The 14,637-nt window shown below is 45.6% G+C and carries 13 protein-coding genes; 1 reads left to right on the forward strand and 12 read right to left on the reverse strand.

All coding sequences use genetic code 11. The annotated features are described in order from the left end of the window. From IT781_RS10400 to IT781_RS10435, 8 genes are all read right to left on the reverse strand, one after another. Positions 1-1,041 (reverse strand): FAD:protein FMN transferase, encoded by a 1,041-nt coding sequence (locus tag IT781_RS10400; RefSeq protein ID WP_194970089.1) that lies wholly within the window; start codon positions 1,039-1,041, stop codon positions 1-3. Between the two features lie 63 nt (positions 1,042-1,104). Next, the gene (nqrF, locus tag IT781_RS10405) at positions 1,105-2,325 is read right to left on the reverse strand and encodes an NADH:ubiquinone reductase (Na(+)-transporting) subunit F (protein WP_228779067.1); all 1,221 of its coding nucleotides are present in this window, start codon (positions 2,323-2,325) and stop codon (positions 1,105-1,107) included. Between the two features lie 12 nt (positions 2,326-2,337). Further along, the gene (gene nqrE / locus IT781_RS10410) at positions 2,338-2,946 is read right to left on the reverse strand and encodes an NADH:ubiquinone reductase (Na(+)-transporting) subunit E (protein ID WP_027157411.1); all 609 of its coding nucleotides are present in this window, start codon (positions 2,944-2,946) and stop codon (positions 2,338-2,340) included. Beyond that, complete coding sequence (locus IT781_RS10415; protein ID WP_194970090.1) at positions 2,946-3,626, reverse strand: NADH:ubiquinone reductase (Na(+)-transporting) subunit D; 681 nt, start codon at positions 3,624-3,626, stop codon at positions 2,946-2,948. Before IT781_RS10415 ends, nqrE begins: the two co-directional genes overlap by 1 nt. Beyond that, positions 3,623-4,474: a Na(+)-translocating NADH-quinone reductase subunit C gene (locus tag IT781_RS10420; protein ID WP_194970091.1), complete on the reverse strand. Its 852-nt coding sequence runs from the start codon at positions 4,472-4,474 to the stop codon at positions 3,623-3,625. Before IT781_RS10420 ends, IT781_RS10415 begins: the two co-directional genes overlap by 4 nt. Continuing rightward, complete coding sequence (locus IT781_RS10425) at positions 4,467-5,666, reverse strand: NADH:ubiquinone reductase (Na(+)-transporting) subunit B (RefSeq protein WP_194970092.1); 1,200 nt, start codon at positions 5,664-5,666, stop codon at positions 4,467-4,469. Before IT781_RS10425 ends, IT781_RS10420 begins: the two co-directional genes overlap by 8 nt. Next, the gene (locus IT781_RS10430) at positions 5,666-7,021 is read right to left on the reverse strand and encodes a Na(+)-translocating NADH-quinone reductase subunit A (protein WP_194970093.1); all 1,356 of its coding nucleotides are present in this window, start codon (positions 7,019-7,021) and stop codon (positions 5,666-5,668) included. The genes IT781_RS10425 and IT781_RS10430 overlap by 1 nt, the downstream gene beginning before the upstream one ends. A gap of 311 nt (positions 7,022-7,332) precedes the next feature. Continuing rightward, on the reverse strand, positions 7,333-8,940 hold the full coding sequence (locus tag IT781_RS10435; protein WP_194970094.1) for a YdiU family protein: 1,608 nt from the start codon (positions 8,938-8,940) through the stop codon (positions 7,333-7,335). A 917-nt stretch (positions 8,941-9,857) separates the two neighbouring features. Here IT781_RS10435 and IT781_RS10440 point away from each other — a divergent pair. Then, on the forward strand, positions 9,858-10,997 hold the full coding sequence (locus IT781_RS10440) for a D-alanyl-D-alanine carboxypeptidase family protein (protein WP_370526983.1): 1,140 nt from the start codon (positions 9,858-9,860) through the stop codon (positions 10,995-10,997). 296 nt (positions 10,998-11,293) lie between these two features. Here IT781_RS10440 and galE read toward each other — a convergent pair whose 3' ends face one another. Genes galE through IT781_RS10460 form a run of 4 tightly spaced genes read right to left on the reverse strand, consistent with a single transcriptional unit; the run spans position 11,294 to position 14,630 of the window. Continuing rightward, positions 11,294-12,343 carry a UDP-glucose 4-epimerase GalE gene (gene galE / locus IT781_RS10445; protein WP_194970095.1) on the reverse strand — a complete coding sequence of 350 codons (1,050 nt, stop codon included), beginning with the start codon at positions 12,341-12,343 and terminating at the stop codon, positions 11,294-11,296. Positions 12,344-12,358: 15 nt separating this feature from the next. Next, positions 12,359-13,201 (reverse strand): HlyC/CorC family transporter, encoded by an 843-nt coding sequence (locus IT781_RS10450; protein WP_194970096.1) that lies wholly within the window; start codon positions 13,199-13,201, stop codon positions 12,359-12,361. Beyond that, positions 13,198-13,659, reverse strand: a complete 462-nt coding sequence (gene ybeY, locus IT781_RS10455) for an rRNA maturation RNase YbeY (RefSeq protein ID WP_194970097.1) — start codon at positions 13,657-13,659, stop codon at positions 13,198-13,200. Before ybeY ends, IT781_RS10450 begins: the two co-directional genes overlap by 4 nt. Continuing rightward, complete coding sequence (locus tag IT781_RS10460; protein ID WP_194970098.1) at positions 13,659-14,630, reverse strand: PhoH family protein; 972 nt, start codon at positions 14,628-14,630, stop codon at positions 13,659-13,661. The genes ybeY and IT781_RS10460 overlap by 1 nt, the downstream gene beginning before the upstream one ends. Positions 14,631-14,637: the final 7 nt, after the last annotated feature.

Here is a 14,637-nt window from a genome sequence, read left to right on the forward strand (position 1 = left end):
TTACCTTTTCAATTCTGTAAAGCCAGTAAAGGCTCGCGTGCTTTTTTCGTAAAAACCCGAATCTTTTTTAATAATAAATAATGCCGCTATATTATTGCGCTCGGCAAATTTATAACCTTCATCCGGACCCAGCACCATAATAGCGGTTGCCAGTGCATCGGCTTCCATCGTCGTTTTGCTCAGGACCGTAATGGATGCGAGCGCATGCGTTATAGGCCGCCCTGTTCTTGGATCGATAGTATGGGAAAAACGTACGCCATCGCCTTCGAAAAAATTCCGATAATCACCGGAAGTTGCCATGGCTATATCGGAAATGCCAACCACTTTCTCTATCACTCTTGTATCCGGCGTTGGTTTCTCAATAGCTATATGCCAAGGCTCGGCATTGGCATTTTTCCCTCTTACTCTTATCTCTCCGCCAATTTCGACCATATAGTCGGTTATGCCATTCTTTTCCAATAACAAGCCTACCTGATCCACAGTGTAGCCTTTTGCTATAGCCGACAAATCCACATACAGGTCCGGTATCGCTTTTTTAACAGCTAACGTTTCTTCTTTAATACTTAGATATTTATAGCCAATTTTGTTCAATCGCGCCTGTATAAGCGCATCGTCAGGCGCGACAAATTTCATCGGATCTGGCCCAAATCCCCACAAATTGACCAGAGAACCCACGGTTATATCAAAGGCTCCGTTGGTCAATCGGCTAATTCTTTGCGCTTCCTTCAATACTGTAAATAAAGGCGCGGAAACGGGCACCCAATCAGTCGAAGTGTTTTGATTAAAACTGGACAGTTCCGAATCTTCCAGATAAGTGGACATCTGCCCATTTATCTCATCCAAAAGAGCCATGATTTGATGTTTCAATTGCTCTGAAACCACCGATTCAGGCAATTTACTGACTTTAATGTGGAAACTGGTACCCTCTGTTAATCCTGAGTAGATGAACGGGTACTCTTCTGCTTCATTGCCGCATGCCGACAATAAAAAAACGAGGAGCAGACCAAGCCATGCTCCTCGTCGCTGTTTGATAGTTTTCATGTGATTCCACTAGCCCTCTCCCGCAAGAAGTTTATCCTTGCGGGAGAGAATTCTATGTCTTACTTAACCGCCAAAGTCATCCAGGAAAATATTCTCTGGTTCAACGCCGTTTTCCAACAGCATGTTGATAACTGAGGAGTTCATGATTGGAGGTCCGCACATGTAAAACTCACAATCTTCAGGCGCCGGATGGTTCTTTATGAAGTTTTCATAAAGCACATTGTGAATAAAACCGGTATAACCTGTCCAGTTATCATCAGGCAATGGATCTGACAGAGCCACATGCCATTCAAAGTTATCATTTTCTCTGGCCAGCATATCGAAATCTTCCACATAAAACATTTCGCGTTTGCTTCGTGCGCCATACCAGAACGTCATCTTGCGTTTGGACTTCAGCCTGCGCAGTTGGTCAAAGATATGAGAACGCATAGGTGCCATACCTGCACCACCACCGATGAAGACCATTTCGGCATCGGTGTCTTTAGCGAAGAATTCGCCATAAGGACCGGAAACGATACATTTATCACCTGGCTTCAAATTAAAGATATAAGAAGACATGATACCTGGCGGTACGCTATCAGGAGCACCTGGAGGCGGTGTCGCAATACGCACGTTCAGCATAATTTCTTTCTCTTCAGGATAGGAAGCCATGGAATAAGCGCGCAAAGCCGGCTCTTTTACGTCGGAGACATAACGCCACAGGTTGTATTTATCCCAATCCTCATGGAATCTTTCTTCGATGTTAAAATCACTGTATTTAGCCACATGCGGAGGACACTCAATCTGAATGTAACCGCCTGCACGATACTTGATTTCTTCACCTTCAGGCAATTCCAGCACCAGCTCTTTAATGAAAGTCGCTACGTTGTGGTTGGATTTAACTGTGCATTCCCATTTCTTGACGCCGAAAACATCGTCTTCGACTTCAATTTCCATATTATTTCTAACCGTGACCTGACAGGAAAGACGCTCGCCTTCGGCCGCTTCACGTTTAGTAATATGCGATGTTTCAGTCGGCAGAATCTCACCGCCGCCTGAATGTACTTTTACCCGGCACTGAGCACAAGTACCGCCACCGCCGCACGCTGATGGTACGAACAAGCCGTTATCAGCCAATGCCGTTAACAATTTTGACCCCACAGGCACATGAATTTTCTTTTCATCATTGATCAGAATTTCAACGTCCCCGGAGGCAACCAGTTTATTTTTTGCGCCGATAATAACAAATACCAGCGCAATCACGATAACCGTGAAAATAATAATCCCTAATGCAATTTCCAGCATTATGCTACCTTCTTATAGTTGGATTCCAGAGAAAGCCATGAAGCCAAGCGACATCAGACCTGCAGTAATAAATGTAATACCCAAACCTTGTAAGCCGGCTGGAATATCACTGTATTTCAGTTTTTCGCGCACACCGGCAATAACCGTAATAGCCAATGCCCAGCCGAAACCACTGCCGATACCATAGGTAACACTTTCACCGAGGTTATAGTCACGCTCTATCATGAACAAGCTTCCACCAAGAATGGCGCAGTTCACGGTAATCAACGGCAGGAAAATACCTAATGCCGAGTACAAGGCCGGGAAAAACTTGTCCAGAATCATTTCCAGAATCTGTACCAAGGCGGCAATCATACCAATACAGCTTAACAGCGCTAAAAAGCTTAAGTCCACACCGGTAATGCCCATCCACGACAGCGCATCTTCTTTTAACAGCGTATGGTAAATAATATTGTTGGCAGGCACCGTAATGGTTTGCACGACCATTACTGCGATGCCCAATCCCATAGCCGTCGAAATCTTCTTGGAAACCGCCAGGAATGTACACATACCTAGGAAGAAAGCAAGAGCCAGGTTTTCAATGAAAACCGCTTTTACAAATAAGCTAATGTAAGCTTCCATTAGTGATGCCCTCCTTCACCATGAGCAATCGACATGATTTTGAAATCAGCCTTTTCAGCTTGCTCAGGTTTGAATTGACGAATAGCCCAGATAATCAAGCCAATGATAAAAAACGCGCTAGGAGGCAACAGCATTAAACCGTTAGGATCATACCAGCCGCCGTCTTTTGATAAATGGAATACTTCAAAGCCCAATAATTTACCTGAACCCAGAGTCTCTCTAAAGAAAGCCACAGTGACAAGAATCAAGCTGTAACCCAAACCGTTACCGATGCCATCCATAAAGCTTGCTAAAGGCGGATTTTTCATCGCATACGCTTCAGCGCGTCCCATAACGATACAGTTGGTGATGATCAAACCCACGAATACGGACAATTGCTTGCTTACTTCAAAAGCAAATGCCTTCAGAATTTGATCAACCACGATTACCAAAGACGCAATAATGATCATCTGCACGATAATACGTATACTGCTTGGAATATGGTTTCTGATGGCACTGATCGCCGCGCTTGAACAGGCCGTTACGGATGTCAGCGCAAGCGCCATGATCAGCGATGTAGACATCTGAGATGTGACCGCCAAAGCAGAACAAATCCCCAGAACCTGCAACGTAATCGGATTGTTATTGACCAATGGTTCGGTCAATACTTTTTTTGTTTCGCCAGTTAATACTGCACTCATGATTTATTCTCTCCAGCCTTTCTTACTTTATTTAAATACGGCGCAAAACCTTCATTGCCCATCCAGTATTTAATAAGATTGCTTACACCATTACTTGTTAAAGTCGCGCCGGCCAAACCGTCCACTTGGTATTCAGATCCCGGTTTATTCTTGTCCACTACACCTTTGACTAAACCTAAAGCAGGCTCTCCGGATGTAGAATAAACTTTTTTACCGTTCCACAAGGCACGCCAGTTAGGATTTACAACTTCACCGCCCAGGCCCGGTGTTTCGGCTTGATCATAAAAGTTAATGCTTTGTACAGTTTGTCCATCAGCCGCCAAGGAAATAAATCCGTACAGCGTCGACCACAAGCCATAGCCATTCACAGGCAGAATGATAGATTGAATATCATCGCCGTTTTTGACTAAGTAAACTTTAGCAATTTTGGCTTTTGCACGAATGTGCGCAATGTCTTTATCAGCAGGGATAGCGATACTTTGCGCAGGATCTTTTGCCGCCTTACGTTGATCGTAAGTTGCAACATCCATATTTTCTACGTAGTCACCCGTTTCAATATCAACCAGTTTGGCTTCAATCTGTTCCTCGAAAGCTTGGTCGATATCAGTATCGGCTTCCAATAAACCCGCTACATCAAGAATATTCTTCTTCATGTCCTGTTCTTTATTGTCGAATTGCAATGGTTTCAACGCGACAGCCGCGAATGCCACCAAAACCGCACAGAACAAACACAGTGACAATGCGATAGCGATAGTTTTTTCTAAACTATCATTGCTCAGTGCCAAAACTTTATCGCGGTAAACTTTAAATTTTTCGTAATGTTCACATTTTTTAACTGCGTTAGGCATGACGTTTCACCCTTCTTCTAATGTTTGCCTGAACGACAAAATAATCAATGATTGGTGCAAACATATTGGAAAACAGAATCGCCAGCATCATGCCTTCGGGGAAAGCAGGATTGATGACGCGAATGATCACTACCATCACACCAATTAATAGTCCATATACCCACCGGCCTGTGTCAGTACCAGCTGCTGTTACGGGATCAGTTGCCATATAAACAGTACCAAAAGCAAAGCCACCTAAAACCAGATGCCAATACCAAGGTAACGCAAACATCGGATTAGTTTCGCTGCCTACGATGTTCAACAACAACGATGACGCTATCATGCCGATCATGACACCCGCCATGATTCTCCAAGATGCCACACGTGTATAAAGCAGGAATGCAGCGCCGAGCAGAATAGCAAAAGTAGATGTCTCGCCCATAGAGCCAGGAATAAAGCCAAAGAAAGCCTGCAGCCAGCCATACCCTTCTTTAATCGCTTCAACGCCGCCTGCTGATGCAAGGCTCAAAGGCGTTGCGGCGGTAAACCCGTCTACAGCGACCCATACTGAATCACCTGACATGGAAGCAGGGTAAGCGAAGAACAAAAATGCACGACCAGTTAATGCTGGGTTTAGAAAGTTTTTGCCGGTGCCACCGAATACTTCCTTGCCGATAACAATACCGAATGAAATGCCCAGGGCAACCTGCCATAAAGGAATCTCAGGAGGCAGAATCAATGAATACAACATTGATGAAACCAGGAAGCCTTCGTTGACTTCATGTCCACGCACTGTGGCAAACAAAACTTCCCAAATACCGCCGACAGCCAGTGTCACAATGTAGACAGGCAGGAAGTACAGAGCGCCATGAACCAGGCATGACAGTGGGTTATATGGGCTGTATCCGAATATCATCATGGGGATACTGCGCCAGTTATCCGCCTTTTCCAGCCCCATTGTTTCCATAGCTACGTTGGCTTGATAGCCTGTGTTATAGAAAGCCATCAAAATACAGAAAAATGTTGCTATCACAACAAAAGTCATGGTCCGTTTCAGGTCATTACCATCACGAACATGCGTTGTGCCACGTGTTACATCAGAGGGTGTATAGATGAAAGTATCCACCATCTCATAGAGACCGTAGTACTTTTCAAACCTGCCGCCTTTTGTAAAATGCGGCTCTATGCTATCTAAGAAATCTCTAGCCGACATTATCCTTCCTTCTCAATTTTAGTTAAATTCGCTCTCAGCACGGGACCGAAGTCATGTTTGCCCGGATCGACAAAAGTTAACAAGGACATATCTTCCTCATTAAGTTCTAGACAGCCCAGTAATTGAGCCTGATCCGTATCGCCTACTACCAGTGATTTCACTAATGGCGTAGGTAAGATATCCAGGGGCATCACGGTCTCATAAATGCCGACAGGAACAATCGCCCGGTTGCTGCCATTTTTGCTTGTTGTCAATGGAAACTTGCGGCCGGTTTTGCGATCAACGCTTGAGGTATAAACATCCAGCGCAGAGTATTTATCTTTACCAGGAACAATCCAGCCGAATAATTCACGCGCACGGCCTTCTTGCAGTGCTGAAACCTGATTACTGTAATAACCTAAATAGGCAGCCCAATCTGCTGCTCTGTGTCCATATAAGACAGAACCTGAAACCACGCGGCTTTCAACGCTCTCATCCAACTCACCGGCAACCAGGTCCTCGGTATTAGCACCGACACGGGTACGAATCAGTCTTGGATTTTTGACGGTTGGCCCCGCTAATGACACAACTCTTTCAACATTCAGCTTGCCGGTTGTAAACAACGCGCCAATTGCCATCACGGCTTGGTAATCCAGATGCCAGACGAACTTTTCCGCATTGACAGGATCGATAAAGTGGATATGCGTGCTAGGCAAGCCTGCAGGATGCGGACCTGAAAACTCGGCAACAACCACTGAAGGCGTATTGCCTGTGGTGATATCGGCGCCGGTAGCCTTGCAAACATAGGTTTTACCGGCCGTCAGCTTGGAAACAACAGCTAATCCATTGGCAAAATCATTGCCGCGCGCCTTAATGATAACGACGGGATCAGCCGCTAAAGGACTGGTATCGATCGCCGTTACGAAAATGGAATGAGGTGTGCTATCAATCGCTGGAATTTTTCCATACGGACGTGTACGCAAGGACGTCCACAGGCCTGATGCCAACAGATTTTCTTTAACCTGTTCCGCTGTTAAATCATTTAACTTGGACTCTTCATATTTTGTGAATGACTCTTCCGCATTTCCTTGCAGTTCAATCACAACAGATTGTAAAGCCCGTTTAGCACCACGATTGATGACTTTCACAACGCCCGCTCCAGGCGAAGTAAAATTAACGCCAGGATTTTTCTTGTCACTGAAGAGTATCTGGCCTAGTTTGACCGTATCCCCTTCACTGACCATCATAGTAGGCTTCATGCCTACATAATCCATCCCCAGGACGGCAACGGACCCAACCTCATTGCCATCCTCAATAACTTGTTTGGCCCCCCCAGTTATGGGCAAGTCCAAACCTTTTTTAATAGTAAATTGCATAGTTAATAAGCCTATTCTCCAAGCAATGCTGTAAAACTTTCCCCCTATTTTAAGAACGGCAAAACAAGAGGCATATTAAGACATAAAACAGCGGCATTACACCATAAAATCAAGCTTTTCTCAACAAAGACCGACTGATACTGTATGCTTTTATTGCACAATATAACCAAATTATTTTTTGTATATTAGAATATATTAAAATACAAATTCCATTACATATACCTTCTTGTTTTCCCGATGTTAATGTTATTTTATAAACCCATTACAAACCGCTAAAACACCTAAAAGCCAATAGAACCAATCCACCTTGCCTATGAACTGCATGATAACATCGAACAACCGGCGCGTTTCCTTGCCCAATCCGGACGCTTTGCAGCAAACGCTTCCTTGCCGACCTGTTCATCATACGGATGCCGCAGCAACTGCAGTAACTCATCAATCATTGAATAGTCGCCCTGCCCGGCTTTGTCGATAGCCAATTGAGCCATGTAATTTCGCAGCACATACTTAGGATTGACGGAATTCATGCGCACCCTTCTATCCTGATCCAGCGTTTCTTCCTTCTGGATTCGCCGCACGTAATTTCTTAACCAATGACCAATGCGCTCTCTATATTGAGGGGTTAATTGCTCCGGCACATAATAAGCTTCCATCAGCGGCATTATCAGTGTTTCATCGCTGACATCCTCAGGCGGTCTATTATCGATCTTCATCGTGGCCAGCTTGCGATAGAAAATAGTCATATCCGTTTCAACCAACTGCAATATAGCCAATAATTCCGTGCTTAATGAATTGTCAAAGGCTCTCAAGCCCAACTTACTGGCCATCATATCCTGCCAGCCTTTCTCAAAGCTTTCAGCATAAACATTGATTGCCTGTTGCATCAGATCGGCTTGTTCGATCAACGGATAAACGGCATTGGCCAATTGCGCCAGGTTCCAGAAGGCGATCTGCGGCTGATTGCCGAAGCGATAACGGCGCGTTGAAGCATCGGTCGTGTTGGGCGTCCAGTCGGGATCATAATTCTCCAACCAACCATAAGGCCCATAGTCAATAGTGAGCCCGAGGATAGACATATTGTCAGTATTCATGACGCCGTGAACGAATCCCACACGCTGCCAGTGCACAATCATCTCGGCTGTCTTGCGGCAGACTTCCTCAAACCAGGCCAGATAAACCGCTGGCGAAGGCTCGCCTAAATGCGGAAAGTCAGTTCGAATCGTGTAATCCACCAGCTCTTTGAGCAGTTTGATATCGCCGCGCGCCGTAAAAATCTGAAAACTGCCGAAACGCGTAAAAGAAGGGGCCACCCGGCACACGACAGCTCCCGGCTCAGCCTTTGGATTGCCGTCATAGAACATATCCCGAATCACGCTCTCGCCGGTCAATGTCAAGCTCAAAGCCCGTGTTGTCGGCACGCCCAGATGATGCATAGCTTCGCTGCACAAAAATTCGCGTACTGACGAGCGCAATACAGCCAGACCGTCTGCCATACGCGAATATGGCGTAGGGCCGGCGCCTTTGAGTTGCAAAACCAACCGCCGCCCTTGACGATTGAGGACCTCGCCCAGATTGATAGCCCTCCCATCGCCAAGCTGCCCTGCCCAATTACCGAATTGGTGCCCGCCATAACAGGTCGCATAGGGCTCCATACCCACCGACAATCTGTTGCCTGTAAATACGTCGGCAAAATAATCCGATTCACAAATTTCTGGATCCAAATCCAGCTGAGCTGCAACTTCTCTGGAATAGGCAATCAGTTTTGGCTTGGCGACCTTAGTCGGCAGCACACGGGAATAACAGACGCCAATCACCTGACGGCGATTATTTGAAACATCAGGGTCGCCAGGCAACTCGCGGATAAAACGATTATCAAACAGCAACGCATCAAGGTGAGTAATTTTTGGCATGGAATTCATATTGAAAAATCAATCGCAAAAAAGAAAAAGAATCATGAGCTTTTCTGATTATTTTTCTTACAAAATTAAAAATGTAAGCTATTTTATTGAATATAAATAATATTTAAAAATAACTTATTGCTTGCAATAGCAATAATTTTAGAAATCGTCCTTGATCTGAATACCTGTAAAATCCACAAATTTTGTGCAGACAGAATTAAAGAATATGCTTATATGATCAATTAGGCATGAACCTTAAGAAATTCTTGACATTAAACTCATAATTAATTGAGGCCGCGCATTATCTTTGTAAAGAATATTAACGATAATCTAATAACAACGCGGATTTTTGTAATTATGCAAACAATGCATACAATTGCATTGCTCTCAGGAAGCGCGTAACTCTTCATTAAATGAAAAGTTAGTATAAAATTATGTTAACTTCGTCACCATTCCTTACTCATAGTGAACTAATACTTGGAAATTAGTTAAACATCGCGTGACATACATTAACTCACAGGCACGCCGCTAAGATAAATTAAATATACCTTATTGTTTTTACGGGCATTTTCTAATAAAAAAATGCACTTAACCGGAAATTTCAAGCCAATTCCGGCGGTGATATATAGTTCACTTGGGATTTGGCTAAAAATTACTTCCTAAAATTTGAATCTTGCATAGGATTTGCTGACCAAGAGTAGGCGCTTTAAGCGACGCAGTGAAGCGCATTACTCGCGGACAATGCGCCTCCTTTCGGCTGCGCTCAGGATAGGCCTTACGCCGGCACATCCTGCTATTAATCAGGGAAATTATTTACGACCGAATCCTTGGTATAATGTGGATTCAAATTTCACTTATATTATCGATTAGTAAAAGCAACTCGCAACCATGCGTTAACTATTGATTTCATTAAAAAACCAGATTCTCTATTACTAAACGTGAAATTTATTCGACTTATTTTATTGCCATTCCTTTTGTTTTTCGTATCTGAAATCAGTTACGGACGACATTCCGCCATTGTTATCGATGCCGATAACGGCAACATATTGCACGAAGTAGAGGCCAACCAGCGCTGGTTCCCGGCATCCCTGACAAAAGTCATGACACTTTACATGACATTTGATGCTTTAAAAGAAGGGCAAATTAGTCTGCATGATACTTTGACTGCTTCCTGGCATGCGGCACGGCAGCCTAACAGCAAACTAGGCCTGAGGCAGGGAGAGACATTGACTGTCAGGGATGCTATCTTAGCCGTAATCACACGCTCGGCGAATGACGCAGCGGTCGTTCTTGGCGAAGAGCTGGGAGGAACCGAAGAAAACTTCGGTGCAATGATGACTGCAAAAGCACGCTCATTAGGCATGAGCAGCACTCGATTCATGAATGCGACCGGGCTTCCTAATGATTTGCAAGTTACCACCTCGCGGGATCTTGCGATTTTGGCATGGCGGATCCAGCGCGATTTTCCTGTTTATTATCAATTTTTTTCTGCTCAAAGTTTCGATTACAAGGGCACCACTTTGCGCAGCATCAATGCTTTCGTGAAGAATTATCCTGGCGCTGAAGGCATGAAGACCGGCTTTACCTGCGGATCGGGCTATAACCTGATGGCATCAGCGCATCAGAATGGTCAACGACTGATCGGCGTAGTATTAGGAGGAATGACCAGCAAGGAACGCTATCAGCTAATGACTCAGATCATGGATGCCAGCTTTGCCAAAAGATTTAGCGATAATCCATCAAGAGATATTTATTCCATACAAACCAGCTCATTCAGCCCTCCGCCTTATCAACTTGGTTGCGGCAGCCACCGGGCGACATCAAGTCTGTTAGCGCAAGGCGACGACATTAGCAGGCATATAAGTCATGCCACGCACTCCAGAAAGACCCATCACATCAAGCGCGTGAACAAAGTCAAGCATACGAGAAAAGCCGCGCACATAAGCAAAACCAAAAGCGCTGCCAAAACCAGAAAGGTAAGCAGAACCAAAACCGCTTCTAAAGCAAAAAGCGCAACTAAAACAAAGACTGCGGCCAAAACAAAAAACGCGAGCAGAATCAGGAAAACAAATAGCTAGGTCCGCCCGCTGGAATTCGCAAGGAAGCGAAAAAAGTATCTATCAGGACTTACGCAGTTTGCCTGTTCAACTACCGCAACAAGCGGTTTTAAAACCTGTAGGGAGGGGCGGCTTCAGTCGCCCATTCGAGTATAAAAGGCGACTGAAGCCGCTCCCACAGGCTTGCGTAAGTCCTGTCTATTATGAGATCGCCCTCTAAAGCAAGGGCTCGTAACACAGGTTCGGAAAGGTCGGATAAATAAAACGGATCAGTTTTGACGGAGCCTTAGTTCAGCAATGCATTAAAAATGCGAAACCTAAACATACCCTTGCGGATTTTTGCATTGCCAGTTCCAGGTATCTGCAACCATATCATCAAGATTTTTCTCTGCCTTCCAGCCAAGTTCTTTGTACGCCAACTCAGCATTGGCGAAATATTCGGGAAGATCCCCTGCTCTGCGCGGGCCGATTTTATAATTTACTTTCCGTCCCGTTACTGCTTCGAAAGTTTTTATAATGTCAAGAACGCTATAGCCTCTGCCCGTACCGAGGTTATAAGCCTTGCAGCCGCCTGACTTGAATTTTTCGCCCTGTAGCGCTTCCAGCGCCTTGATATGGCCTTTAACCAGATCAACCACATGAATATAATCTCTGACACCGGTACCGTCCCGGGTCGGATAATCATCACCGAAGACGGATAACTGCGCCAATTTACCGATCGCCACTTGCGAAACGTAGGGCATCAGGTTATTGGGAATACCGTTGGGATCCTCGCCGATCAAACCGCTTTCGTGTGCACCGATCGGATTAAAATAGCGCAGCAAGGCAATTTTCCAGGGTGATTGAGCTCCGTTGATTGCATCGGCCGCCGACAGGTCGCGCAGAATCTCCTCAATCATGAGTTTGGATCGGCCGTAAGGATTGATCGCGCCCAGAGGAAAATCCTCGACATACTGCACAGAGGTAGATTCACCATAAACGGTCGCGGAAGAACTGAACACCAACTGCTTAACGTTGGCTTCGGCCATCGCTTCAGCCAGTACCATCGTGCCGTATACATTATTATGATAATAACTTAACGGCTGCCTGCACGACTCGCCTACGGCCTTTAATCCGGCAAAATGCATGACGGCGCCGATGGGTTCCCGGTCAAAAATTTCTGTTAATGCCTTCTTGTCACGAATATCGGCTTCGTAAAACTGTAGCGTTTTACCGGTTATTTGCTCCAGCCGGCGCAAAGGCTCCACTTTGCTATTGGATAAGTTATCGACGACGACAACCTGATAGCCGGCCGTAAGCAATTCAACACAAGCATGGCTGCCAATATAGCCAGTCCCGCCAGTGACCAATATCGTTTGTCCATTCATGCCTGCGAACCCTTGTTAGTCAATTTTTTTCAACTTTATTAAATGCAAGCGCCGATTATCGGCCCTGATCACTTCAAACCGCAGATTTTCGACAACTAGGCTTTCGCCTTTTTTAGGCATATGCTCCATCTGGCTGACAATGAATCCGCCAACGGTATCGTACTCATCAGTTGCCAGATGCGTGGAGAAATACTCATCGAATTCTTCTATCGGCGTTAAAGCTTTTATCATGAACTCGTTTTCATTACGCTGGGAGATATATCCTTCATCTTCCTCCTCATCATATTCGTCTTCGATTTCGCCGACAATCTGCTCTAACACGTCTTCAATGGTGATCAAGCCGGCCGCCAAGCCGTATTCATCTATCACGATGGCCATATGATCGCGGTTAGTACGGAATTCTTTCAGTAAAACGTTCAGACGCTTGCTTTCCGGGACGAAATTGACCGGACGCATGATTTCTTCAACTTTAAGATGCTTATTCTGCAGGGCATGCGCCAAAAGATCTTTCGCCAATAAAATACCGACGACTTTGCTGCGGTCATCTTCAATAACCGGAAAACGTGAATGCGCTGATTCCAAAACCAGCGGAAAGATGGTGTTGAGCTCGGCATCGCGCGGCACTACTACCATTTGGATACGCGGTATCATAATATCCCTGACACGCATCTCAGATACTTGTAAAACCCCTTCAATCATGGACAAAGCATCGGTATCCAACAATCGTTTTTCCCTAGCTTCTCTCAAAATTTCAAGAAGGTCATCCAGATCCTGCGGCTCCCCGGTCAGCAGATGGCTTATTTTATCAACCCAACTCTTCTGCGGGGAGTTTCTACTTGGGGGTTGTTCATCATTCATGCTTTTATCACCTCAATATAAGGATTATTTATATTCAATTTTTTGAGAATTTCTATCTCTTTGCCTTCCATCAGTTCGGCTTCGTCATCATCAATGTGGTCATAGCCCAACAAATGCAATACACCGTGCACAACAATATGCGCCCAATGGTGACCTAGCGGCTTATGCTGTTCGCTCGCCTCCCTGACCACAACCGGCGCACAAATCACCAGATCGCCCAACAAATTCAATTCAATGCCGTCCGGCACTTCAAACGGAAAACTGAGAATATTGGTAGGCCCTTTTTTATGACGGTATTGTTCGTTGAGCTGAGCGCTTTCCGCCTCATCGACAATACGGATGACCATTTCGATGTCCTGATTGACATCTTCAAGCGCTGCATCAACCCATGCCTGAATTTGTGCCTCATCCGGCTGGTCTTCCGATTCAAAAACGCGCTGGATGTCTATCTGGTTCATCAATTCGCCTTGTGCTTGTTCTCATACGTTTCATAGGCCGAAACGATACGCTGCACCAGAGGGTGCCGGACGACATCGCGTGCATTGAAAAAAGTAAAGCTGATGCCTTCAACATCCTTCAAAACCTCAAGCACATGCCTTAAGCCGGACATTTTTTCGGAAGGCAAATCAATTTGCGTCACATCGCCCGTCACTACGGCAGTCGAGCCGAAACCGACACGGGTCAAAAACATCTTGATCTGTTCCATAGTCGTATTTTGCGCCTCGTCCAGAATAATGAACGCATCGTTGAGCGTCCGGCCGCGCATAAACGCCAGCGGAGCCACTTCGATAACGCCGCGGTCGATCATTTTTTCAACACGCTCAAAACCGAGCATTTCATACAGGGCATCATAAAGAGGACGTAAATACGGATCGACTTTTTGCGCCATATCGCCGGGCAGGAAGCCGAGTTTCTCGCCGGCCTCCACGGCTGGACGCACCAGGATGATTTTTCTGACCTTCTCGGTTTGCAGCGCTTCAACCGCACAGGCTACAGCCAGATAGGTCTTGCCGGTCCCGGCAGGACCGACACCGAAGTTGATGTCATGCGACATAATTTTTCGCAGATAATCCTGTTGGTTGGCCCCGCGGCCTTTCAAGATGCCGCGCTTGGTCTTGATCAGGACATTCGGTTTATCCGCCTCTTCAGGCGCAGCCAGAATCTGTTCTATAGAAGCGTCCTGCATAGCCAAATGGATCAATTCGGATGTCAGCGGTTCTCTTTCAGTGCTTTCGAACAATTTCTGCATGACTGCGCAAGCCGCTTTTACGGAACTGTCAACGCCGGTCACTTTGAAATGGTTACCGCGATTGGCGATTTCAACCTGAAGGCGGGCTTCAATCTGCCGCAAATGAGAATCGAACTGACCACAAAAATTAGAGAGCCTGACGTTATCGGCAGGCAACAGGGTAATTTCCTGAGTTGTCATAACAGTC

The organism is Methylobacter sp. BlB1, assembly GCF_015476545.1.
Taxonomy (GTDB): Bacteria; Pseudomonadota; Gammaproteobacteria; order Methylococcales; family Methylomonadaceae; genus Methylobacter.